This is a genomic window from Polycladomyces abyssicola, assembly GCF_018326425.1.
Classification (GTDB): Bacteria; Bacillota; Bacilli; order Thermoactinomycetales; family JIR-001; genus Polycladomyces; species Polycladomyces abyssicola.
The window spans coordinates 2344037-2365122 of the sequence record NZ_AP024601.1 but is presented as its reverse complement, the minus strand read 5'-3'; the positions used below and the strand labels follow the sequence as shown (position 1 = coordinate 2365122).

Annotated in this window: 28 protein-coding genes; 21 read left to right on the top strand and 7 right to left on the bottom strand. The window is 51.1% G+C overall.

The annotated features are described in order from the left end of the window. The first annotated feature begins 140 nt into the window (after positions 1-140). The gene (locus KI215_RS11880) at positions 141-560 is read left to right on the top strand and encodes a YlbF/YmcA family competence regulator (RefSeq protein ID WP_212772937.1); all 420 of its coding nucleotides are present in this window, start codon (positions 141-143) and stop codon (positions 558-560) included. On the opposite strand, the gene KI215_RS11875 is transcribed toward KI215_RS11880, so the two are convergent. Then, on the bottom strand, positions 550-951 hold the full coding sequence (locus tag KI215_RS11875) for a hypothetical protein (RefSeq protein WP_212772936.1): 402 nt from the start codon (positions 949-951) through the stop codon (positions 550-552). The two genes, KI215_RS11880 and KI215_RS11875, sit on opposite strands and share 11 nt — an antisense overlap. A gap of 166 nt (positions 952-1117) precedes the next feature. On the opposite strand from KI215_RS11875, the gene KI215_RS11870 reads away from it, so the two are divergent. From KI215_RS11870 to KI215_RS11850, 5 genes are all read left to right on the top strand, one after another. Continuing rightward, on the top strand, positions 1118-1408 hold the full coding sequence (locus KI215_RS11870) for a YlbG family protein (RefSeq protein WP_212772935.1): 291 nt from the start codon (positions 1118-1120) through the stop codon (positions 1406-1408). A 91-nt stretch (positions 1409-1499) separates the two neighbouring features. Further along, positions 1500-2747 (top strand): MFS transporter, encoded by a 1248-nt coding sequence (locus KI215_RS11865; protein ID WP_212772934.1) that lies wholly within the window; start codon positions 1500-1502, stop codon positions 2745-2747. A 562-nt stretch (positions 2748-3309) separates the two neighbouring features. Beyond that, positions 3310-4050 carry a hypothetical protein gene (locus KI215_RS11860; protein ID WP_212772933.1) on the top strand — a complete coding sequence of 247 codons (741 nt, stop codon included), beginning with the start codon at positions 3310-3312 and terminating at the stop codon, positions 4048-4050. A gap of 430 nt (positions 4051-4480) precedes the next feature. After that, positions 4481-5293: a septum site-determining protein MinD gene (minD, locus tag KI215_RS11855; protein WP_212772932.1), complete on the top strand. Its 813-nt coding sequence runs from the start codon at positions 4481-4483 to the stop codon at positions 5291-5293. Positions 5294-5303: 10 nt separating this feature from the next. Beyond that, a complete protein-coding gene (locus tag KI215_RS11850; RefSeq protein WP_212772931.1) occupies positions 5304-5570 on the top strand; it encodes a cell division topological specificity factor MinE in 267 nt (88 codons plus the stop codon). A 119-nt stretch (positions 5571-5689) separates the two neighbouring features. On the opposite strand, the gene KI215_RS11845 is transcribed toward KI215_RS11850, so the two are convergent. Further along, positions 5690-6508, bottom strand: coding sequence for a hypothetical protein (locus tag KI215_RS11845; protein WP_212772930.1), 819 nt, complete (start codon positions 6506-6508; stop codon positions 5690-5692). Between the two features lie 289 nt (positions 6509-6797). On the opposite strand from KI215_RS11845, the gene KI215_RS11840 reads away from it, so the two are divergent. Further along, on the top strand, positions 6798-7244 hold the full coding sequence (locus KI215_RS11840) for a hypothetical protein (protein ID WP_212772929.1): 447 nt from the start codon (positions 6798-6800) through the stop codon (positions 7242-7244). 321 nt (positions 7245-7565) lie between these two features. On the opposite strand, the gene KI215_RS11835 is transcribed toward KI215_RS11840, so the two are convergent. Both KI215_RS11835 and KI215_RS11830 read right to left on the bottom strand, forming a co-directional pair. Then, entirely contained in the window at positions 7566-7793 is a 228-nt protein-coding gene (locus KI215_RS11835; protein ID WP_212772928.1) for a hypothetical protein, read from the bottom strand. Positions 7794-7801: 8 nt separating this feature from the next. Further along, positions 7802-7957: a hypothetical protein gene (locus tag KI215_RS11830; RefSeq protein WP_212772927.1), complete on the bottom strand. Its 156-nt coding sequence runs from the start codon at positions 7955-7957 to the stop codon at positions 7802-7804. Positions 7958-8254: 297 nt separating this feature from the next. Between KI215_RS11830 and KI215_RS11825 the strand changes: the two genes are divergently transcribed. Further along, the gene (locus tag KI215_RS11825; RefSeq protein WP_212772926.1) at positions 8255-8425 is read left to right on the top strand and encodes a hypothetical protein; all 171 of its coding nucleotides are present in this window, start codon (positions 8255-8257) and stop codon (positions 8423-8425) included. 51 nt (positions 8426-8476) lie between these two features. Here the strand turns inward: KI215_RS11825 and KI215_RS11820 are convergent, their stop codons facing one another. From KI215_RS11820 to KI215_RS11810, 3 genes are all read right to left on the bottom strand, one after another. Next, complete coding sequence (locus tag KI215_RS11820) at positions 8477-9046, bottom strand: manganese catalase family protein (protein ID WP_212772925.1); 570 nt, start codon at positions 9044-9046, stop codon at positions 8477-8479. A 74-nt stretch (positions 9047-9120) separates the two neighbouring features. Then, a complete protein-coding gene (locus tag KI215_RS11815) occupies positions 9121-9381 on the bottom strand; it encodes a spore coat protein CotJB (protein WP_212772924.1) in 261 nt (86 codons plus the stop codon). Then, positions 9378-9614 (bottom strand): spore coat associated protein CotJA, encoded by a 237-nt coding sequence (locus KI215_RS11810; RefSeq protein WP_212772923.1) that lies wholly within the window; start codon positions 9612-9614, stop codon positions 9378-9380. Before KI215_RS11810 ends, KI215_RS11815 begins: the two co-directional genes overlap by 4 nt. A 194-nt stretch (positions 9615-9808) precedes the next feature. Between KI215_RS11810 and KI215_RS11805 the strand changes: the two genes are divergently transcribed. The 13 genes from KI215_RS11805 (at position 9809) to KI215_RS11750 (ending at position 21079) form a co-directional block, all read left to right on the top strand. After that, entirely contained in the window at positions 9809-10177 is a 369-nt protein-coding gene (locus KI215_RS11805) for a hypothetical protein (RefSeq protein ID WP_212772922.1), read from the top strand. A 14-nt stretch (positions 10178-10191) separates the two neighbouring features. Then, positions 10192-10350, top strand: coding sequence for a hypothetical protein (locus KI215_RS11800; protein ID WP_212772921.1), 159 nt, complete (start codon positions 10192-10194; stop codon positions 10348-10350). 89 nt (positions 10351-10439) lie between these two features. Further along, positions 10440-10652 carry an alpha/beta-type small acid-soluble spore protein gene (locus tag KI215_RS11795; protein WP_212772920.1) on the top strand — a complete coding sequence of 71 codons (213 nt, stop codon included), beginning with the start codon at positions 10440-10442 and terminating at the stop codon, positions 10650-10652. Positions 10653-10791: 139 nt separating this feature from the next. Next, a complete protein-coding gene (locus KI215_RS11790; RefSeq protein ID WP_212772919.1) occupies positions 10792-12378 on the top strand; it encodes an acetate--CoA ligase in 1587 nt (528 codons plus the stop codon). A gap of 58 nt (positions 12379-12436) precedes the next feature. Continuing rightward, positions 12437-12982, top strand: coding sequence for a hypothetical protein (locus tag KI215_RS11785; protein ID WP_212772918.1), 546 nt, complete (start codon positions 12437-12439; stop codon positions 12980-12982). 325 nt (positions 12983-13307) lie between these two features. Next, a complete protein-coding gene (locus KI215_RS11780; protein WP_212772917.1) occupies positions 13308-15059 on the top strand; it encodes a sigma-54 interaction domain-containing protein in 1752 nt (583 codons plus the stop codon). Between the two features lie 140 nt (positions 15060-15199). Next, positions 15200-16402, top strand: a complete 1203-nt coding sequence (locus KI215_RS11775) for a thiolase family protein (protein ID WP_212772916.1) — start codon at positions 15200-15202, stop codon at positions 16400-16402. A gap of 15 nt (positions 16403-16417) precedes the next feature. Continuing rightward, positions 16418-16966, top strand: coding sequence for a 3-hydroxyacyl-CoA dehydrogenase family protein (locus KI215_RS16205; protein WP_338048298.1), 549 nt, complete (start codon positions 16418-16420; stop codon positions 16964-16966). After that, positions 16929-17315 (top strand): 3-hydroxyacyl-CoA dehydrogenase family protein, encoded by a 387-nt coding sequence (locus KI215_RS16200; protein WP_338048297.1) that lies wholly within the window; start codon positions 16929-16931, stop codon positions 17313-17315. Before KI215_RS16205 ends, KI215_RS16200 begins: the two co-directional genes overlap by 38 nt. Before the next feature lie 11 nt (positions 17316-17326). After that, complete coding sequence (locus KI215_RS11765) at positions 17327-18478, top strand: acyl-CoA dehydrogenase family protein (protein ID WP_212775179.1); 1152 nt, start codon at positions 17327-17329, stop codon at positions 18476-18478. Positions 18479-18492: 14 nt separating this feature from the next. Next, the gene (locus tag KI215_RS11760; RefSeq protein WP_212772915.1) at positions 18493-19143 is read left to right on the top strand and encodes a CoA transferase subunit A; all 651 of its coding nucleotides are present in this window, start codon (positions 18493-18495) and stop codon (positions 19141-19143) included. Positions 19144-19148: 5 nt separating this feature from the next. After that, positions 19149-19829: a 3-oxoacid CoA-transferase subunit B gene (locus KI215_RS11755; RefSeq protein ID WP_212772914.1), complete on the top strand. Its 681-nt coding sequence runs from the start codon at positions 19149-19151 to the stop codon at positions 19827-19829. After that, a complete protein-coding gene (locus KI215_RS11750) occupies positions 19826-21079 on the top strand; it encodes an ABC transporter substrate-binding protein (protein WP_212772913.1) in 1254 nt (417 codons plus the stop codon). The genes KI215_RS11755 and KI215_RS11750 overlap by 4 nt, the downstream gene beginning before the upstream one ends. The last annotated feature ends 7 nt before the right edge of the window (positions 21080-21086 follow it).

Below are 21086 nucleotides of genomic sequence, written 5' to 3'. Positions count from 1 at the left end.
GGGGTTAGAGCGATCATCATCTACTTCCCTGCCGAGCGCAGGTGGAGCGAGCCAGGAAAGCGATGTGAACAGTACACACACCAAACACACACTGGAATGAATGGGATTGTGGTACAATGGGGGCATGGAGGGATGATGCGATGGCATCGCTCGATATGACCGAAATTCTACTGGAAACCTATCGTTTGGCTGATCAGATCATTGAATCCGAGGAAGTGTCCCGTTATTTGCAGCTAAAAAAACAACTCCGCGAGGATGCGCAGGTACAAGCGCTGATTCGGGAGTTTCAAAAGAAAAAGGAACGTTTTGAAGAATGCCAGCGGTTCGGGCATTACCATCCCGATTATCATGCGGCCAAAGAAGAAGCCGAAGCGCTTCAACGCCGCATGCGGAAGCATCCGCTGATCGCAGCTTATTTGGAAGCAGAAGCAGTATTGGACCAATTGCTGCATCAAGTGAGCCGGACGATCGCCCATTCGGTATCCGAGTCGATCAAAGTGCCCGCCAATGATCCGCTCGACGGGAACACGTCGGTAAAACGCTGCGGATTCACTTTCTAGGGCGGAGTAGGATGCACTGAGGGCACTGATTGCCGCAGCAAAAACTCTTGATGTCCGGTACGCGAAACTGAATTCGGTATACACGCGTGTCGCCCGAGGAACGTACGAAATGACAGGCGAAAGACCATTCCGTCCCTTTGATCAGCTCGTTCGCCATCTGTTCCAACAGCCCGTCCAGTTCGTGGGGCTGACGGCCATCAGCCGGTTGCAAATACAGAAAATGGACGCCGGCAAATGTTCGGAGCCGAACATCGGCGCAAACAGGGGATGCTTTCAACTGTGTCGCAAGACGTTCATACAGCGTTGTGGATTTCATGAGGAACTGGCGGGATGCCGCCTGTTCGTCACACTCCCATTTCCAGATTGGCGGTATGGTCCGCCGTCGACCCATTGTTCCACCTATTGTACCAAATCCGATCTTAAATAGGTATAGGTACAGGAAATGTTCGTCAGTTGATCTGGGTAGAGCTGACATGTTACCATATTTAGTGTAATGCACTGCCTTTCCAAAAGGTGAACAACCTTTGCAAAACACGGCACAAAAAGGAGAGCCGATCATGTCGTTTCCTTTTTCTGACCGGCTGGGTTTGGCTGTGTGGGTCAAAGATCTGAAGGCAGCGCGTTCATTGCGGCGTATGGGAAACATCCATTTTGTCTCCAAGCGGTTGAAATATGTATATCTCTACATCGACGGCCGCAAATCGGATCAGACGATCCGAAAAATTGAACGACTTCCGTACGTCACACGCGTGGAACGTTCCCTGCGGCGCGAATGGACGACCGATTTTCAACGTACATTGGAAAAGTCGAAGGATGGATCAGCAGTTGGAACCAAGACGGAAAAATAGCTGCCCGCGAAAGGGCGGCTTTTTCTCATCTTAATATTTCGCTCAGCGAAATAGCAGGAAAGCGAAAGACAAAACTCGGGAGAGGACCTTTATGCCCATTTGGCGACGAAACTTGTACATTCTCATGGTATCGCAGTTTTTGGTTTTGAGCGCGATGTCGATGATCGTCCCGTTTCTGCCGTTGTATCTGGAACGGGATTTGGGCATGAAGAATCCTGCGGAGATACAACTGTGGGCGGGATTGGTATTTGGTGCCAATTTTTTGACTTCGTTTTTGATGGCACCGGTGTGGGGCACACTGGCGGACCGATACGGCCGAAAGATTATGGTGTTGCGGTCGGGATTCGGCATGTCGGTCGTGATCATGCTGATGGGATTGGCCACTTCGCCACTGCAACTGTTGCTATTACGCATGTTGAACGGTACGATTTCCGGATTTATTCCTGCTTCCATCTCATTGACGGCCACCAATACGCCCAAAGAACATGCCGGATATGCGCTCGGTTTGTTGCAGTCCGGAGCGGTGGCCGGTTCGATCATGGGGCCGTTTATCGGCGGCATTTTGGCGGAAGTAATCGGTTTTCGCGAAATCTTTTTCCTGACCGGTACCCTGCTCGGACTGGCGACCCTGGTCGTATTGTTGGCGGTCAAAGAAGAGAAGCGACCTGAACCGACCGGCGAATCTGCTGGCTTTTGGGCTGAGGGTTCAGCCATCTTGCACCAGCGTCCATTGGTCATCCTGTTTACGGTCGGTTTTCTGTTGCAGTTTGCCGTATTGGGACCGATGCCGCAGATGCCGAGGTACGTATCGGAATTGGGAGCGCCTGGCGGCTATGTGGCTTTCTTTGCCGGACTGGTGACGGCTGTCACCGGTTTGGCCAATATGTTGGCATCGCCGGTTTTGGGCCGGTTGGGTGACCGGTATGGTTCGGAAAAAGTGTTGTTTTTCGCGATGCTCGGGGCGGCAGTACTCTTTATCCCTCACGCCTGGGTGCATCATGTGTGGCAACTCTTACTGCTGCGCTTCTTGTTGGGTATGTGCGTCGGTGGGCTGTTGCCTTCGCTCAACACGTTGGTGCGTCAATATGCCCCGAAAGGGAAAGAAAGTACTGCATACGGTTACAGTACCAGTGCCGTTTCTTTGGGAAATATGCTGGGACCCGTCACTTGCGGTTACTTGTCCGGATGGATCGGTATTAACGGAATATTTTACGTAACCGCCGCTTTGTTGTTCCTCGGCGCATGGTGGTTGAAAGCAGGTCTCAAAATCACGCCTTCCATCTCACATTCCCCAATGGAAAAACATGCAGCAGGGGATCATGCTCCCCCGATCAGGTAAGGGTGTTTCGTTAACACCGACACGGCTTTCAGCCGGTTTTTTCCGTAAGATCCCTCGTTCGTCTCAATTCCATATCCGCCCTCAGCGGTTGACCAGACGGATACCGCCCTCCTTTCATAGGATAGGAACAGGCCCGTTGGTTGCTTGCTTGCAGTCGAAGAAAGGAGTGGCGCTATTGTTTGGATTTTTTGGGAAAAGAGTGCCGAGACCGTTCTTCCCGCCTATAGGTTTGAAAGGGCCGGGATTTAAAAACAGATGGGGACCGCCCCCTGGACCGGGTGTATTGGGACCGCCGCCACCGCCACCACCGCCCCCGGAACCGTTTTTTGACGGGCCGCCTCCAGGTCCCTTTTCTCCCGGAGAGTGGCTGGACTAAAGGGTTGCCGGTTCTTTTAGAAATTTGTCATGTTTCCTGAGCGTATGTGCTCAGGCCTTTTCTTTGTTTGGCGAAAAACCATCAAAATTAGACCGGAAACCAATGGCAAAAAAGCTTTATAATAGAGTGTATAAACACACAACCAACATCCTTTCAGGATTTGACGGATAAAAGGAGGGAACCCCCGTGAAACTGCTGAAAGAATTGAAAGACCGTTTGGAAAAGGGCATGGAAACGGCCGGTCATAAATCGCAACAGATGTTGGAGATCAGTCGGTTGAGCATGAAAATCAAGGTGAAAAAAGAGGACATCGACCGACTGTACCGCCGTTTGGGACAAGCGGTGTCGGAAGTATGGGAATCACAGTCCGAGTTTGTGTTAAATGCGCACATACGTGAATTGTTGGATGCGATACGGGACCTCAAACAGCAGGTGGAGATTTTGGAACAAGAATTGTTGGACGTGAAAGGGAAACGGGCGTGTCCGGCTTGCCAAACGGTAATCGACAAGAGTTTGGACACATGTCCGAGTTGCGGAAAGACATTCTCGGTTCAAGAATATGTTTCTTCAGAGCGACCCGTACATAACCGCGCACACACTCCCGAACCGGATTCACCCAGAGTCGAACAACCAACATCCCGTGTGACTTCCGAGTCTCAACGCACCGGGAGAGAAATGGATTTTCGAGAGTATACCCTGCCAAAAATCAACTTGGATCTGTCATCAGCTGGCGACACCGCTCATTCCAAGCCTCAAACCGGTCCCAACAGCAATACTGATTCTCACGCTACAGCTGCCGTTCATTCCCAAACGCAACTATCTACAGGTTTTGAAGAAATCGTGGTTTGTCCAGGATGCGGTATCCAAATCAACCCGCAGGCGACACGATGCGACACATGCGGAGAAGTTTTTTTCCAGTCTAGTTGAGAAAGAATGGCGGTTTGGCAGGACACGGGCTGGTGCGTGACGAAAAACTTTCTTTGAAAAGAAAAAAGTGGGTATGATACACGTTTCGACACCTGTCCCGGAAATGCGGAGGGAGGACCTGTTTTTAAGGTAAAATTTGTCTTTTGTCACTATGCTATGTTTGATACAATAATAGGTAATCTTTAGGGGTGTGTCATAACAGCAGGATTCTTGTTGTTTTCAGGCTTGGGTGATCGCCGTATGATCTCGGGTCTCGTTACCCGCGTGTACATAATCGGTGCACATCTTTGCGGAGTTAGCCGCAAAGAGGGTTTGGATGACACAACCCCTAGCTTTCCGAAGCAGATTCCCCGCATGGGTGTAAGAGCACCCGACTGGAGGCGGGATGAGTCGAATCGAGACAGAGGGTTGGGGAAAGGGGTAACGAGTAATGAAGCACGAATCTGTCGCGATTACCATTACGAGTGGTAAAGGCGGTGTGGGAAAGTCGACGACCGTCGCTTCGGTCGGCCTGGGATTGGCACAACTCGGTAAAAAGGTATGTCTGGTAGACACTGATATCGGTCTTCGAAAGCTGGATTTGATGCTGGGGTTGGAAAATCGCATCGTATATGATTTGGTAGACGTGATCGAAGGTACGGGTAAACTGCGGCAAGCATTGGTTCGCCACAAGGAATATCCAGATTTAGCCCTGTTGCCTGCGGCGCAAACGCGCTACAAAGAAGAGGTTACACCGGCACAGATTAAACAAGTGGTGGATGAACTGCGAAACGAGTTTGATTACATCTTGATCGACTCACCTGCAGGAATCGAAGGCGGTTTTCGGAATGCCATCGCTGCTGCTGACCGTGCCATCTTGGTGGTCAACCCCGAAATTCCGTCAGTACGTGATTCTGACCGTGTCATCGGTCTGTTGGAAGCGGCGGATCTCAAACAGATCGATTTGATCGTCAACCGAGTGCAGCCCGGGATGGTGCGTGACGGTGACATGTTGAGTGTGGAACGGGTCCAAAACCATCTGGCCATCAATCTGTTGGGTATTGTGCCTGAGGACAAACGCATCATTCGTTCATCCAACACGGGTGAACCTGTCATTTTGGATCAGAAGTCGTTGGCGGGCAAGGCATTTTCCAATATTGCCCGCAGAATCAACGGAGAAGAAGTCCCGTTTTTGGAGTTGGAGGAAAGTGGGTTGATCTCTCGAATCAAACGGTTGTTTCATATCGCGAGTGCGTTAAATTGAGGTGAAGTCCGTGGCGTTTCTCAATATGTTCAGCAGGGACAAGGATCAGCCCACCGCACCCACGGCGGATGATCGTTTGTCTCTCGTTTTGAGCTATCAACGGTCGGAAATCGACGAGGCCAAATTGAAACAATTTCGGATCCGCCTGATCGAGCTGTGTGATGATTTCGGTTTCGATGTGGTCGGTCAAGTGGAAGTGCGACCCCAATCCAGGGGAGGAGATCGAACAACCGTGTTATGTGCCAGCATCCCGGTTCGAGTGAAGCAAAAAAATTGAAGGAAGGGCGCGTTTTTCCGCCCAGTCCATCAGTATGATAGATGGACTCATGGCGGGAAAACGCGCCCTTTTTTTGCATAAATCCAAGAGAAAACGCTTTGTCAAATGATTGGCCCGCTTTACATCGTGTGATTTTTTCCCAGATTTTGCTCCAAAAAATCCACAACCACAGCCGGAAACGCTTTGTCCTCGGTAATCGTGAACAAGGCGATGGAAACGCGGGTACAACCGAACTTGCGCATCAAATGCAACAGCTTGTCACGAGTGGTTGCGTTGGGTTTTCCGAATTTCTTTTCAAAAGCTTTTAAAATCATTTTCTCTTCAGAAGAAGGCTCATAACGGGGGGATGAGAACTCATTCGTCTCGACCTTGACGGGATTCTCTTGTTCATGGGAAGCGGCGATCTCCTGCCGGATATCCTCTATCTGCTGTTTGGAGTATGTACCGTCCAACGAACGGATCTCCGGGCGTTGGATTTGCCAGTCCTGCAGACGACGTCGCCTACGCGGACGTTGTTCCGGCAAGCGGTTGAAACGGTCCGGATATTTTCTGCGCAAGGTATAAATCCGTTGATAGATGGCTCCTTGTGTACGGGACAACTGTTTTTCCAATGCCGCTATGGCGGACGACAAAGATTTGCCTTCATCCAAGTAACGGTTGACGGTTTGAATGACCGTTTCCTCTTCCTCTTCGGACCAACTGTTCATTCGACCATTGGGGGAATGGCCATTTTGGTAATTTGATGGAAATCGTTCCGGGAATTCCGTCCGTAGTTTGCGTACGTGAGACATGATACCAGCGTAGCCGCGGTTCAAAGTATCAGCCAGTTCTTTTAAAATGTCCCGCTCACGGCGACCTTGGGCCAATCCCCGGTTAATCGCCTCTATGATCGTTTCGTTTTCTTCATCTGTATATTTTCCTTTTTTTGTGTCAAACATGTGTTTCCCCCTCTCAGCCTTAATAATTTCTCTATTTCAATATAACAAAATTGAAACAACCTTTTCCACTAATATACTCCTTTTTTCGACTAAATTTTAGTTTGAAAACGAGGTTTTTCTCCATAATCAACATAAAAAAGGGAATCAACACTAGTAATAACCAAAAATATGATTAAAAAAGTATAATTGTCAACCAAATTGCCCATACAGATACTGAATATGGATTTTCATACATATCCGAAGCACTTATGAAAATATTTGTTGTCAGCCAAGGAAGGAGGACGTGGAATTGGAATTGAGAGTGAATGAAATCAGTTCATTACTGACAACCCGTTATCCGCTTTCCGGCAACCGTCATGAGGAGAACAGTTCTGAAGTGCCTGTTCATCGCGATTGGGACATCACCTCCAAAGCGGCTTTGGTCATCTTGTGGGGACTGTTGATCTATCCCCGTTTGGATCCGGAGATGAGGCGTCAATCGCCTCCCGTCGTATCGGTCAATCAACTCCACGCATCATTTCGTGAGCATCTCGGAAGCGAACAACAATGGCGGAGTATGTTGGAACGGTTTGTCCAACATGATTACATCCGCATACAAGCTCCCGACCGTGTCACACCGGGGACTCGATTGTTCGCCTCTGTCGATGCTGCTAAGATGTACGACTTATTTCGTACTTCTGTATTAGTTCGACAACTACATACTACCACGAAATCACCTCGAAACAAAAATTCGTGATCAGATTTTAATATTTTCGTTTCGATGGAAACAATTGTCGAATTGAATTTTTAAGCTGACAAAAGCCGTGATCCTGCCTTTTATCCAAGCAGGGAATCGGCTTGTGTTCTTTTTGCGGAAACCAGAAAAAAAGCGCTGATGTTCCACAAAGAAAAATGGGGCACAAGCCTCAGGAGAAATGTGGAACAATCAACGCCGGAGCGGCGGTTTGAAAACAGTTTGAATCATGATATGGGAGAAGTTGAAAGGGAGCAGGGGATAAACGACCCAAAAGTGACTTGAAATACCGGAGAAGGTGTAATGTTTCAGTTTTTGGAGGTGTCAATCGTTGTCTTTGAGGGATTCCAGAAAACGTTGCAGGGTCTTCCGCTGTTCGGGGGACAATTGCAAAGCAACATGGACCAGGTGCCGAATATCTTCCGGTAGAGAAGACATCGCGATCTGGTGCTGTCCCATCTGGTTGATTACTTCTTCCAGCAGGTTTCTTGCTTCATCGATGTGCTTGTAGGCTTGGATCAACAATTTGGCTGCGGGACTCTGATGATTCATTGCGTCATTTACTCCTCACGAGAGGATAGGATGCGCTCGATTTCCTCGTGGATTCGTTTCAGTTCGTCCGAACTCAGCTTGTGAAGGTCCCGCATCATGCTCTCCAGTTTCAACAACCGGAATTCCTCCAAAAATGATGGGATGTATTGGGGATGAACCGACATCAAAATAACTCCTTTCGGAAATTCGTCATATGATCGTTTGATTTGTCCGAGGGAATTTTAATTGTATCAGAAATCTGTCGGTGGTCAATGACGATCAGGTGTGGATTGTCCCAATCGATGTCGTTTTTTCCCATCCTCATGCCTTCTCGCTCCCGCATTCGGAAAGATCTCGACAAGATTCGTTTTTTGTCATAAAAAAAGGGTTTCGCAGAGGTGAAAAAAGGGTAATCAACATCTAGCCCTTCTTTGTGGGCACACTCCTTGGGCTGTATTCATTCTACAGCAAAGAGGTGTTGCATGATGGCGGCGGAACCACTGCGGGAAATTGAAGAAAGGTTGGAAAGAGCCAAACAGGAGTACAAGTTGGCCGTGCAACGCCACGAATTTTTGGCACAGGCGGATTTATGGGAAGAGATTCAGCAATTGAAAAAACAGCGGGATCAATTGAGATTGAGACAGATCAGTTGAAGTTGGATACAAAAAGCCAAAGCTCCCTCCGGGGAGCTTTTATCATTTTACTCAAAAATACTGCTTCTGTGCCCGATGTTCCTTCAGGATTTCCACTGCCTCGCGGAAGCGTTGGGCATGAACCACTTCCCGTTCCCGCAGGAATTTGAGGGCGTCATTGACATCCGGGTCGTCCGACATGTCGATCAGCCATTGATACGTAGCGCGTGCTTTTTCCTCCGCGGCGATGTCCTCGTACAAATCGGCGATGGGATCTCCTTTGGCTTGGATGTAGGTGGCGGTAAACGGATTGCCGGCAGCATTATGGTAGAAGAGTGCACGATCGTGATCGGCATAGTGATCGCCCAACCCTGCCGCTTTCATCTCTTCGGGTGAGGCATCTTTGGTCAGTTTGTAGACCATGGTGGCGATCATTTCCAAGTGAGCAAATTCTTCAGTGCCGATGTCGGTCAACAATCCCTTAACCTTGTCGGGCAAAGTGTAGCGTTGGTTGAGATAGCGCAATGCGGCGGCTAATTCACCGTCGGCTCCCCCGTATTGCTCGATCAGATATTTGGCTAGTTTGGGATTGCATTGGCTGACGCGCACCGGATACTGCAACTTCTTTTCATAAATCCACACATCAGTTCCCTCCATTGCAGTCTCTCTTTCATGTTAGCTCGGATCTTGATGTTAGCGGCTTAGCGATTGGACATCTAAACTTCCCAAGGCCATGGGCCTTCGTTCCATCCTCCCGGATACTGATTATAACTGTGACCAAAATGGGTCAGCGGGCCGAATCGGGACTCAAACTCCTTTTTGAGCTGAGATCGTTTTTGTGCATAGCTGTTATACTGCTGAATCGTACGTGTATCTCCGGGATGGGTATCCAGATACAGGTTCAATTCCACCAGGACGAAGTCAACCACCTGCAATTGATGCAGGAGCTGATAATATTCTTTGCTCATTTTGCTCATCTCTCATTGCCCCCGTCGAAACGTGTCTTTCGGTACGGACTGTACAACAGCGGCCACAACGTACCGCGTCGAAGTGCCATTTCAGGGGGGAACTGGGGAAGATTGGGGGGTTGGAACGGGATATATTGGTTAGGTGGAACAACGTATTTTTTGACACGAATGGGATGACACGGGTCAAATGGACTTACGTAAGGTTGCCAATATCGCTCCTGTTGCACAAACGGATTCCACATCTTTCACCCTCACCTTAACCATGTCATTGGTGTGATTTGCTCAGTGTCAAGATATGTACTCCATGGGCGGGTGTTACGGGTTAAATCGCCCATTTCTCATTACGCAAAAAATGTCATCGGCGTCGGGCGCATACCTTGATATCAATCATCGTCATATTAAGAGGAGACGAACCTCTTTGGTTGGAGGTGAGATCTTGAAAGAACGAGGAATTTTGGCTTATTTCCATACGGAGGAACAGGCGAAAAAAGCAGCGGATGAATTGAAACGCCATGGAGTCGAGAATGTCCAGGTGGATCGCTTTTCGGTTTTTCCTTCAACGGAGGAACGTGATTTGGACAACCCGATCGCAGAACCGCTTTCATCTTTGGCCCAGAACGTGATGGACGCCTACATTTCCAGTCCCGATGCGGGTGTATTGGCGTCCGCTCATCCCAGTGCCAGCGGCATGGCGGATGGAAGTGGATGGCAGACGGATGAGGATGTGTTGGTCACTGCCGTGGTGGAGGAATCGCGGCTGGAAGAAATGAGGGCATTGCTGGAGTCAATGGGTGCCCGTTTGTAAAGGAGGGATCAGGAGTGACACACCGGAAAGGACAACCGAAAAAAGAAAGCCGTTTTGTGGACAAAACAGGCAAGGAACCGCCCATTTCTATCGATGGACACAAACCCCCGCGCATGTGGGATGGAGACGTGACAGCGGGTGGAAATACGCCGGATTCCCCGAAATCGAGATGAACGGTTTCTCAGTTTCACCATAATTTCACACGCATTGATCTCCAGACAAAACCGCAACATAAAGGTACAGAATCAAGGAGGTGAAAATCATGCCGCAACAACGTGACCGCAACAACAACCAACTGCTGGTCCAAGGTGCCGCCCAAGCGCTGGACCAAATGAAGTATGAAATCGCTTCTGAGTTCGGTGTTCAACTGGGGCCGGACACGACCTCCCGTGCCAACGGTTCTGTTGGTGGTGAAATCACGAAACGTCTGGTTGCCTTGGCCGAATCTCAACTGGGTGGAGGCCGTACGGTTTAACCTGAACAATTTTATCATCTGGTATCGGGCAGCGACTTATGTCGCTGCCCATTTCATTTCCAGTTAATTTCAGAGGATTTGGAATCGTCACTGTCGTAATTATTGAAAGCGTTACCACTACCCGGGAGGCGATGCTTGAATGGATCGTATCATCGAAATTCCGACATATTACAACCTGGCGCAGGATGTAGACCGACACGCTCAATCCCCGGATAAAGCGGCCATTTTGTGGGAGAATGACAAAGGAGAGCGTCAAACCGTCACTTATGGTGAATTGAAACAGCGTTCCGACCGATTGGCCAGTGGTTTGCTTGCAAAAGGATTGTCCAAGGGCGACCGGGTCATGATCTTGTTACCGCGTCACCCCGCTGCTTATACTGCCTATTTGGGCGTGTTGAAAGCGGGTTTGGTTGTATTGCCCGGCTCCGAAATGCTGCAACCGTCGGATATTCGTTACCGTTTGCAACATGCAGAAGTCAAAGCGGTGATTGCCGATGCGTCGCTCACGCAACGAGTGGACGAGGCGGCCCAGGATTGCCCGTTCCTGTTGCATCGATGGGTGGTGGGTACAGCTGAGACAGAAGGTTGGGAACCACTGGATTCGGTGGAGAGGGAACCGGTGGAACTTCCCCGCACTCGCAGTGACGACGTGGCTTTTTTGGCTTATACATCCGGTACCACCGGCGGTCCCAAAGGTGTGATCCATCACCACAGTTGGGCGATTGCTCATCAGGCAGCGGCCAAGCTGTGGCTGGATATCCGTCCATCAGATGTGGTATGGGCGACAGCGGGTCCAGGATGGGCCAAATGGGTGTGGAGTCCGTTTATCGCTACTCTGGGATCCGGTGCCACGGCACTTGTTTATCAGGGAAGGTTTTCCGCAGAAAAGTATCTCTCCCTGATGGAGCAATACAAAGTGAACGTCCTCTGCTGTACGCCGACCGAGTACCGACTGATGGCTAAAGTGGACGGCTTGGAGCGATACGATCTGTCGTCACTGCGCAGTGCCGTCAGTGCCGGAGAACCTCTGAACAGGGAAGTGATCGATACGTTCCGCCGTTATTTCAATGTTGAAGTGCGGGACGGTTACGGTCAGACGGAAAACACACTTCTGGTGGGAACGCTTAAGGGAATGAAGGTGAAGCCGGGGTCGATGGGTAAACCCACACCCGGTAACCGCGTGGCCGTCATCGATGAGGAGGGTAATCCGGTGCCGGTCGGACAGGTGGGGGATATCGCCGTTCACAAAGATACCCCAGCGTTATTCAAGGGATATTTCCGTGATCCGGAGCGAACGGCGAAAGCCTTCCGGGGGGACTGGTATCTGACAGGCGATCAGGCGCGTAAGGACGAAGACGGGTATTTCTGGTTCGAGGGCCGCTCCGACGACATTATTATCAGTTCGGGCTACACGATTGGGCCGTTTGAAGTGGAGGACGCCCTGGTCAAACATCCGGCAGTGCAGGAATGTGCCGTGGTGGCCAGTCCGGATCCGATTCGGGGATCGATCGTCAAGGCGTTCGTCATCCTGAAACGGCAGGAGGATGCCTCCGACGATCTGGTTCGGGAACTGCAGGAACATGTAAAACGGGTAACCGCCCCATACAAATACCCCAGGGAAATCGAGTTTGTCACAGAATTGCCCAAAACGACCAGCGGCAAGATTCGCCGGGTGGTACTGAGACAATTGGAAAAAGAACGCAAAGCCAATCGGCAGACGAGTTGAACCGGACTCTCACCTTCGGTATAATCGAGGGCAGCTGGAGACGAAGGAGACCGGTATCATGAAGGTGTTTCCCCACGGATATGTAGTCAATTTTCAGGAGACAGCCCGGGAAATGTACCCGAAAGACTTAGACGCCAAGCTGAAAAAAGCGATATCCCAATGCAAAAACCTGATGGTGGGCACGATCAGTATCCCGCAGCAGGCATTGCATGTGTTCGGAACGGCAGAATCGTTCGAAATTTTGGAGGAACAGGATCTGTTGCGCATCCGTTTTCGCCGGCAGGACGGGAAAACGGAGGAAAGGGAACATTCTCTGTCGGCGTTGACGATCAGTCACGAGGCGCGATTCGACATTCACGATCCGGCTAAGGGAACGGTCCCTTGTATAGTGTTGTATGTCACCTTTGCGGTGGGTGAGGATACAGACGAAGAAATTACCTATTTCTTCACCGACCCGGAGGCGGTGACCCACCCATTGGATTGTGTGGCTGAGTTTTGGCTGCAGGTGCATGAAGTGGGTCGTGACGTCAACTTCGACGAAGTTGGTTGTGCTGCCAACCAATGGAAACCCGACCGCACGCCGCCTTGTGCGGGAGGGTGTTGACGGCTGTCATTTAGGGGAGCTGTCGTATTTCCCATCGAGTGACTCTGGTTGTTGATACGGAGCTTAAGACGAGAGTCTCTGGACTTTTGTGGGATCGAAGCATGCTTCGATCTTTTCCAGTTCTGTGGAAAGAAGACTATTTGCGAACGATACTCGTGAACCCGATGCGGTACTTGTCCGCTTCGGGTTTTTCTGTTCGTAGCATACAACAGTGACCTTCGGCGTCTGTTAAAATAAAAGAACAACAAGAGGGGATCGATGTCTTCAAAAGAGATTAGCTTGAGTCAGCAGCGTTCGGGGATTCATTTTGTGAAGGGGGTAGGCGATGGCTGAGAAACTTCACGATTGGAAGCATCTTTGGCACCAGACACCCTGTCCTATGGCAGTCGTGGACGACTTGGGTATGATTCGTTACGGAAACCAAGAGTTGCTCCAATTGTTTGAAAAGGAAAAACTGGATTATCGATCCTGGGCTTCGTTCATTCAAGCAACTGCTTTCAAGGAAGATCCGGAACTGCAACAGATCGGCGGCAAGAGATACCGGATTCGTTACTGTGCACTGGATGAACCGGAGGGCTGGTTTCTTTACTTGCTGGAAAGGGTTGCTGGTGAAGGACATCCTCCTCAATCGACGCCCAACGGGTTGGATTTGGACACCCTCATCGAAAATTCCTATGACTGTATTTATATCACAGACCACAACGGGATCACGCTTCACACGAACTCCGCGATTGAAAGGCTTACGGGGATTCCGAAGGAGTATTATGTGGGGAAAGATGTTCGATACCTGGAAAAAAGGGGAATATTGAAAAAGTCCGTGACACTGGAAGTGTTGAAAACAGGAAAAACCGTCAGCACCGTACAAGCCAATAAACAAGGGAAAGTGCTGATCATTACGGGGAATCCGGTCTTTGACAACGAAGGCCGGGTTGTACGGGTGATTACCAATATCCGTGATGTGACCGAATTAAATCGCCTTCGGGATGAACTGGACGAGACGCGCAAGTTGTCGGAGAGGTATCGTAAAGAACTGTCCGAATTGAGGAAGCTGTACCTGAAGGAAGAACCCTCCATTGTGATGAACGATGTGGCCATGCAGCAGGCTTATCATTTGGCGATGAGAGTGGCCGGAACCGACGCAACCGTTTTGCTGTTGGGGGAATCCGGAGTCGGCAAAGAAGTATTTGCCCAGATGATCCATAAAAACAGCAGCCGGTATGAAAGTGGGTCCTTTATCACCGTCAATTGCGGTGCGATTCCGGAAGAATTGATCGAGTCGGAATTGTTCGGTTACGAGGGAGGGGCTTTCACCGGAGCCCGAAAAGAGGGGAAACCGGGGATGTTCGAGCTGGCGGATAACGGAACCTTGTTTTTGGATGAGATTGGGGAACTTCCTCTGGCGATGCAAGTAAAACTCTTGCGCGTGATTCAGGAAAAAAAGGTTCGAAGAGTGGGGGGAACACGGTCTGTTCAAATCAACGTGAGAATCATCGCCGCAACGAACCGCGATTTAAAAGAAATGGTGAAAAGGGGGGAGTTCAGGGAGGATCTCTATTATCGGATCAGCGTGGTTCCGATCGAAATTCCTCCTCTTCGAAGGCGGAAAAACGACATTAAACCGTTGTTGATTCACTTTCTGGACAAGTATAACCGCAAGTACCGCAAGTCTTGTTATTTTGTTCCGGAAGTTTTTGAGAAGCTGCAGGAATACGAGTGGCCGGGGAATGTTAGGGAGCTGGCCAATATGGTGGAGCGGCTGGTCATCACCTGTCCGGAGGATGCGATTCGACCGGAATATATTCCGGAAATACGGGAAAATCGAAACGTTGATTCCCATGGTAGCCGGTCTCGGGTAATGGTCCCGGAGATTAACGGGGAAATCTACAACCTGTCCGGTTTTAACCGTTCCTTTCAATCTTTGAACGATTTCATCTCCCACCTGGAACGTGAGATTTTGGCCGAGGCTTATGAACGATTCCACAGCTCTTATCAGGTGGCGCAGAATTTGGGAATCAGCCAGTCCACAGCCATGCGAAAGGCATACAAATACGGAATCAGAGAAAAGGGTTCCTCTTAAGTCGATTTCGGTTTATAAACCGAAATCGACTTATTTTTTGACTTATTTGAAGGTGGGTGATGACCCCTTTTTTTAAGATGTTTGGGAATCGCCATTGTGGCATGGCTTTTGCAATAAAAAGGAGCGGGAGGGGAGATACAGTGAAAGATTGCTGGATCGTCGGAGCGGTGCGAACACCGGTGGGGCGTTACGGTGGTGCGTTATCCACTGTTCGACCCGATGACTTGGCCGCAGTGGCAATTCGCGGCTTGCTGGAACGGACCGGTGTCCCCGGTGAAGCTGTGGAAGATGTGATTTTCGGAAATGCCAATCAAGCGGGGGAAGATAACCGAAACGTGGCAAGAATGGCTTTGTTACTCGCAGATTTACCCGTCACCGTCGGTGGTGTGACGGTCAACCGTTTGTGCGGTTCGGGTCTGGAGGCAGTGAACCAGGCTAACCGGGCCATTCGAATGGGGGAAGGGGACGTGATGATCGCCGGAGGAGTGGAAAGTATGTCCCGTGCCCCTTTGGTGATGTCGAAACCCGATCGGGCCTTCCCGCGGGGGAATACGACCGTATACGATACCACCCTTGGTTGGCGGTTCGTCAATCCCCGGCTGGCCGAACGCTATCCGCCTGAGTCGATGGGGGAAACGGCGGAAAATGTGGCGGTGCGTTACGGAGTCTCCCGGGAGGATCAGGACCGATTCGCTTTGCTGAGTCAGCAGAGAGCGGCTGCGGCCATACGGGAAGGTAAATTCAAAGAGGAAATCGTTCCTGTTCCCGTCGATGACCGCAAAGGAATTCGGTGGGTGAGTGAGGACGAACATCCCCGCCCGCAAACCACCTTGGAGCAATTGCAGGCTTTGCTCCCCGCGTTCAGGGAAGGCGGCACGGTGACTGCGGGGAATGCTTCGGGGATCAACGACGGGGCGGCGGCTCTTCTTTTGGCGAGTCCGGAGAAAGCGAGAGAATATGGCCTTCAGCCCATGGGGCGAATCGTTTCCTCCGCGGTTGCGGGAGTAGATCCTTCCGTGATGGGGATCGGACCCGTTCCGGCTGTTCGAAAGGCGTTAAAGCGGGCTGGTTTGACGATGGACGACATCGACTTGATCGAACTGAATGAGGCTTTTGCCGCCCAAGCAGTGGCATGCATGCGCGAATTAAACATACCCGAAGAAAAATGCAATGTGAACGGTGGATCCATTGCGATCGGACACCCCCTTGGAAGCACGGGAGCACGGTTGTTGACGTCGCTTCTCTACGAGATGAAACGCCGTCAAGTCCGTTATGGATTGGTAACCATGTGCATCGGGGTGGGACAAGGAATCGCCACCATTGTGGAACGCATCGAGAGTTGAGAAGGGAGGATCGGTATGCGGGAAATCCATCGGATCGGTATCATCGGTGCGGGAGTGATGGGAAGGGGGATTGCATACCAAGCGGCAATCTCTCGATTCTCAGTGGTTTTGTACGATATTAAGCCTGAATTGTCAAAAAATGCAGTGAAACAGACCGCATCCCTCATCAAGCGGCAGGTGGAAAAAGGGGCTCTTTCCCCGGAATGGGGTGAGGAAGCCTTGAACCGGATCGAAACAGTGGATTCGCTGGAAGCCTTTCGAGAGTGTGATTTTGTCATCGAAGCAGTGGTCGAAGATCTCGAGATCAAACAAAATGTGTTTCGGCAGCTGGATGCAATCTGCGACGGAGAAGTGGTGCTCGCGACCAACACATCAGCTAAAAGCGTTACTGAAATCGCTGCTGCCGCATCTGATCCCAGTCGGGTGTGCGGCATGCACTTTTTCAATCCCGTACACCGGATGAAGCTGGTGGAAGTGGTTCGAGGATTGCAATCCGCAGATTGGGCCGTTGAGCAGACGGAAAAAAGTGGCCCAGCAATTAGGAAAAGAAGTTGTCCGCATTAATGAACGGCCAGGGTTTGCCACCAGCCGCATCAGTGCATTGGTGGGCAATGAAGCGTTCTACATGTTGATGGAAGGGGGCGGATCCCCTGAGGAGATCGACCGGGCCATCAAGCTCGGGTTGAACTATCCGATGGGTCCCTTTGAATTGGGGGACTTGGTGGGTTGGGACACCCGGCTGAAAGTGCTTGAATATCTGCATGAAACGTTGGGAGAGAAGTTTCGTCCTTGCCCGCTTCTCGTTCAATATGTCAAAGCCGGCCGTTTGGGGAGAAAGACCGGACAGGGCGTTTACCGGTACGATGAACAGGGTCGGCGGGTTCCCTACCAAGAAGAAGAGTTTGCAAAGTGAGGGTGAGAATATTGGAACTTGTGGTCAAACCCGAAATCCGGCAGCTGCAGACTGTGGTCAGGGATTTTGTGAAGGAAGTGGTTGAACCGGTCGCGCAGGTCATCGAAGAAGAAGACCGTATACCGGAGGATGTCGTGGAGCAAGCAAAGGAACTGGGATTGTTCGGTCTTTCCATTCCTGAAGAATACGGTGGATTGGGCCTGAGTATGACGGAAAAGTGCGTTCTGTTAGAGGAGCTTGGAAAAACCCATAACGGTTTCACCAGTCTCATTGGCGCCCACACTGGTATCGGGACCGTCGGAATCGTGGAGTTGGGAACGGAAGAACAGAAGCAGCGGTTCCTGCCGAAAATGGCGAGTGGTGAATGGATCGGCGCGTTTGCCCTGTCCGAACCTGAGGCGGGATCTCATGCGGCCAACCTACGTACCCGTGCTGAACGCAAGGGGGATCGCTATGTGCTCAACGGGATGAAACACTTCATCACCAACGGTCCGGAAGCCCGCGTGATCACCGTCATGGCCAGCACTGATCCCGCCAAGGGGGCCAAGGGCATCACCTCCTTTTTGGTGGAAAGCGATTCGCCGGGGTTCAGCCGAGGTCCGGCGGATGTGAAAATGGGGCTTCGGGGGTCCCACACTTGCCAGTTGTTTTTCGAAGATTGTGAGGTGCCGGAGGAAAACCGCTTGGGAGAGGAGGGTGAAGGATATGTTAACGCATTGAAAATTTTGGCCAACGGTCGGGCCTCTCTTGCAGCCCGTTGCCTGGGGTCTTGCGAGAAATTGTTGGAACTTTCCATGGATTACGCCATGCAGCGGAAACAATTTGGAAAGCCGATTTTTGAGAACCAGGCCATCCAACACATGTTGGCGGACATGTCATTGGAGATTGAAACACTGCGGAGTTTACTGTATCGGGTGACCTCCATGGTGGATCAAGGAAAGAAAGTGATCAGGGAATCGGCAACGGTCAAATTGTATGCTTCGGAAGTGTACAACCGCATCGCGGATCGGGCGGTACAGATTTTCGGCGGAATGGGTTACATGAAAGAGTTTCCGGTTGAGCGGTTTTACCGGGACGCCCGAATTACACGGATCTATGAAGGGACGTCGGAAATTCAGCGCAACATCATTGCGGCGCAATTGAAGAAGGAATATGTCCGGTAGGGAGGAGAGTAAAGGTGCCAGCCATCCGACAATCTGCCGAGGAGGCCGTTCGCCGTATCCGCTCCGGGTCAACCTTGATGGTGGGCGGATTCGGCTTGGCCGGCGTCCCTCTGCGGCTGATCGATGCCTTGGAGCGGACGGAGGTCCGGGATCTGACCGTGATCAGCAACAACATCGGTACCCCCGGGCAAGGTTTGGGGAAATTGTTGAATGCGGGTCAGATCAAAAAGGTCATCGGGACCTATTTTACCACCAATCCGGATGTCGGGGAGGCATACCATGCCGGGAAGATCGAGGTGGAGTTGATTCCGCAAGGCACCTTTTGCGAAGCTATCCGTGCCGGGGGGAGCGGCATTCCCGCTTTCTACACACCGACGGCGGCCGGGACTGAGCTGGCCGAGGGGAAGGAAGTCCGGTTCTTCGACGGCAAGCCGTATGTCTTAGAGCGGGCATTACGGGGTGATGTTTCCCTGATCAAAGCCCATAAGGCGGACGAGTTGGGGAACCTGATTTATTACAAAACGGCCCGGAACTTTAATCCGTTAATGGCGATGGCTTCCGACTTGACCATCGCAGAAGTGGATGAGATTGTTCCGGTCGGGAGTCTGGATCCTGAGGCGATTGTCACCCCGCACGTGTTTGTCGACATTCTTGTCACGGAGTGAGGAGAATGAATCAGCGAGATCGGATTCGTCATTGTATTGCTCGCAGAGCAGCCGGGGAGCTAAAGGACGGGGATGTGGTCAACCTGGGGATTGGTATCCCCACTTTGGTCAGCGACTACATTCCCCCCGGCGTCGCCATCCATTTACATACGGAAAACGGCATGCTGGAAGTGGGACCCACTCCGCCGCCGGACCAGGTTGATCCTCAGCTTGTCAATGCCAGCCGTCAACCGATAACGGAGCTCCCCGGTGCCTCTTATTTCGACAGCGGCCTCTCTTTTGCCATGATGCGCGGCGGACATTTGGACACCACCATTATCGGGGCTTTGCAGGTCAGTCAGACCGGGGATATTGCCAGCTGGGCCGTTCCGGGAAAAACAGTCCTCGGGGTCGGGGGGGCCATGGATCTCGTTGTGGGGGCCAAACGGGTGATCGTCGCAACGACCCATCAAAACAAAGACGGACAGCCCAAAATCCTTCCGGAATGCACATTTCCCTTGACCGCACGTGGCGAAGTGGACGTGTTGGTGACGGAACACGCGGTGTTTCACTTTACTGAAGGGAGGATGATACTCGTCGAAATCGGGGATCACCTCGATTTGGAGGAATTGAAGTCCATCACCCCGGCGGATTATGAAATTCACCCGCAACTTACCGTAGTGGATCGTTGGGAGGGAGTTCATTGAAGGGAAAACGTTGCTTGATGTTGTCACTGATCTTGTCTGTGGCTGTCCTGTTTACGGGATGTTTACCCGAAAGAGAGGCGAATTCCAATCGGGTCAAAATCGGAGTAGCGTTTCCCACTTCGGGCAACCTGGCCAAAATCGGCCAATCTTGCACCAACGGAGTCGAGATTGCTGCGGATCTTGTCAATGAGCAGGGAATCCGTCCCAAGATTGAATTGGTGAAGGTGGATGTTCCCGACGCCGTGGCAGCGGTTCACCAGGTGAACCGGCTCATACTGAAAGAAGAGATCAAAGTCATCGTTGGGACTTACTCCAGTCCCATCAGCATGGCTACGAGCGGGATCACCGAACGAAACCGGGTGGTGTTGTGGGAGGTGGCAGCGACCGATCCACGGTTGACACGACAGGGATTCCGATATGTGTTTCGTCCAAATCCCGATGCCGTCTTGTACGGTCCGGCAACGGTTCGTTTTCTGAGTGAAGTGGTCGCTCCCAAACTGGGCCTGAAAAAAGAAGAAATGCGAATGGCATTAATCCATGAGGACGGCGATTACGGCGAAGGGGTGGCGGCATCGACGAGGGAAGCAGCCAAAAAAGCGGGCATTCCCATCGTGGAGGAGATTCGTTACAATGCCAAAACCACCAATGATTTGTCTTCGGCGATTTTGCGCCTGAAGAGAGTTCAACCCGATATTATCAACATGGTTCAATACGACACCGATGCTCAGCTCTTTTGGAAACAGGCTAAACAGTTGGGACTCAACGCCAAGGTGTTTATTGGAAACGGAGCGGGACAGAGTTCGGACAATTTCGGGCACACCTTTGGCAAAGCCGCCAACGGTGTCCTGGACACAAGCAGCGCCATTGCTGTCAATCCGGAAGCCTTGATACCGGAGATGCGCCAAATAGAAAAAACCTTTATTCAGCGGTACAAACAAAAGTTTGGAAAAGAACCGGACTTGATCGCCCGGTTGGCCTTTTCTTCGGCGTACATTCTGTTTCACGACGTGATCCCAAAAGCGGGAGGGGACAATCCGGACAAGATCAGGCAGTCAGCCCTTTCCCTTGACCAGCCGGTGGGTTCCACCCTTGTCGGATGGGGAGTGAAGTTTGACAAAACAGGCCAGAACACCCGTGCAACCTTGTCGGTCATGCAATGGCAGGACGGTAAACTCAAGGTGATATATCCGGAAAATTTCAAAAAGAGTGAACCCATCATGATTCCGATGTCTGATGGATCGGAACGATAGTGGCCTT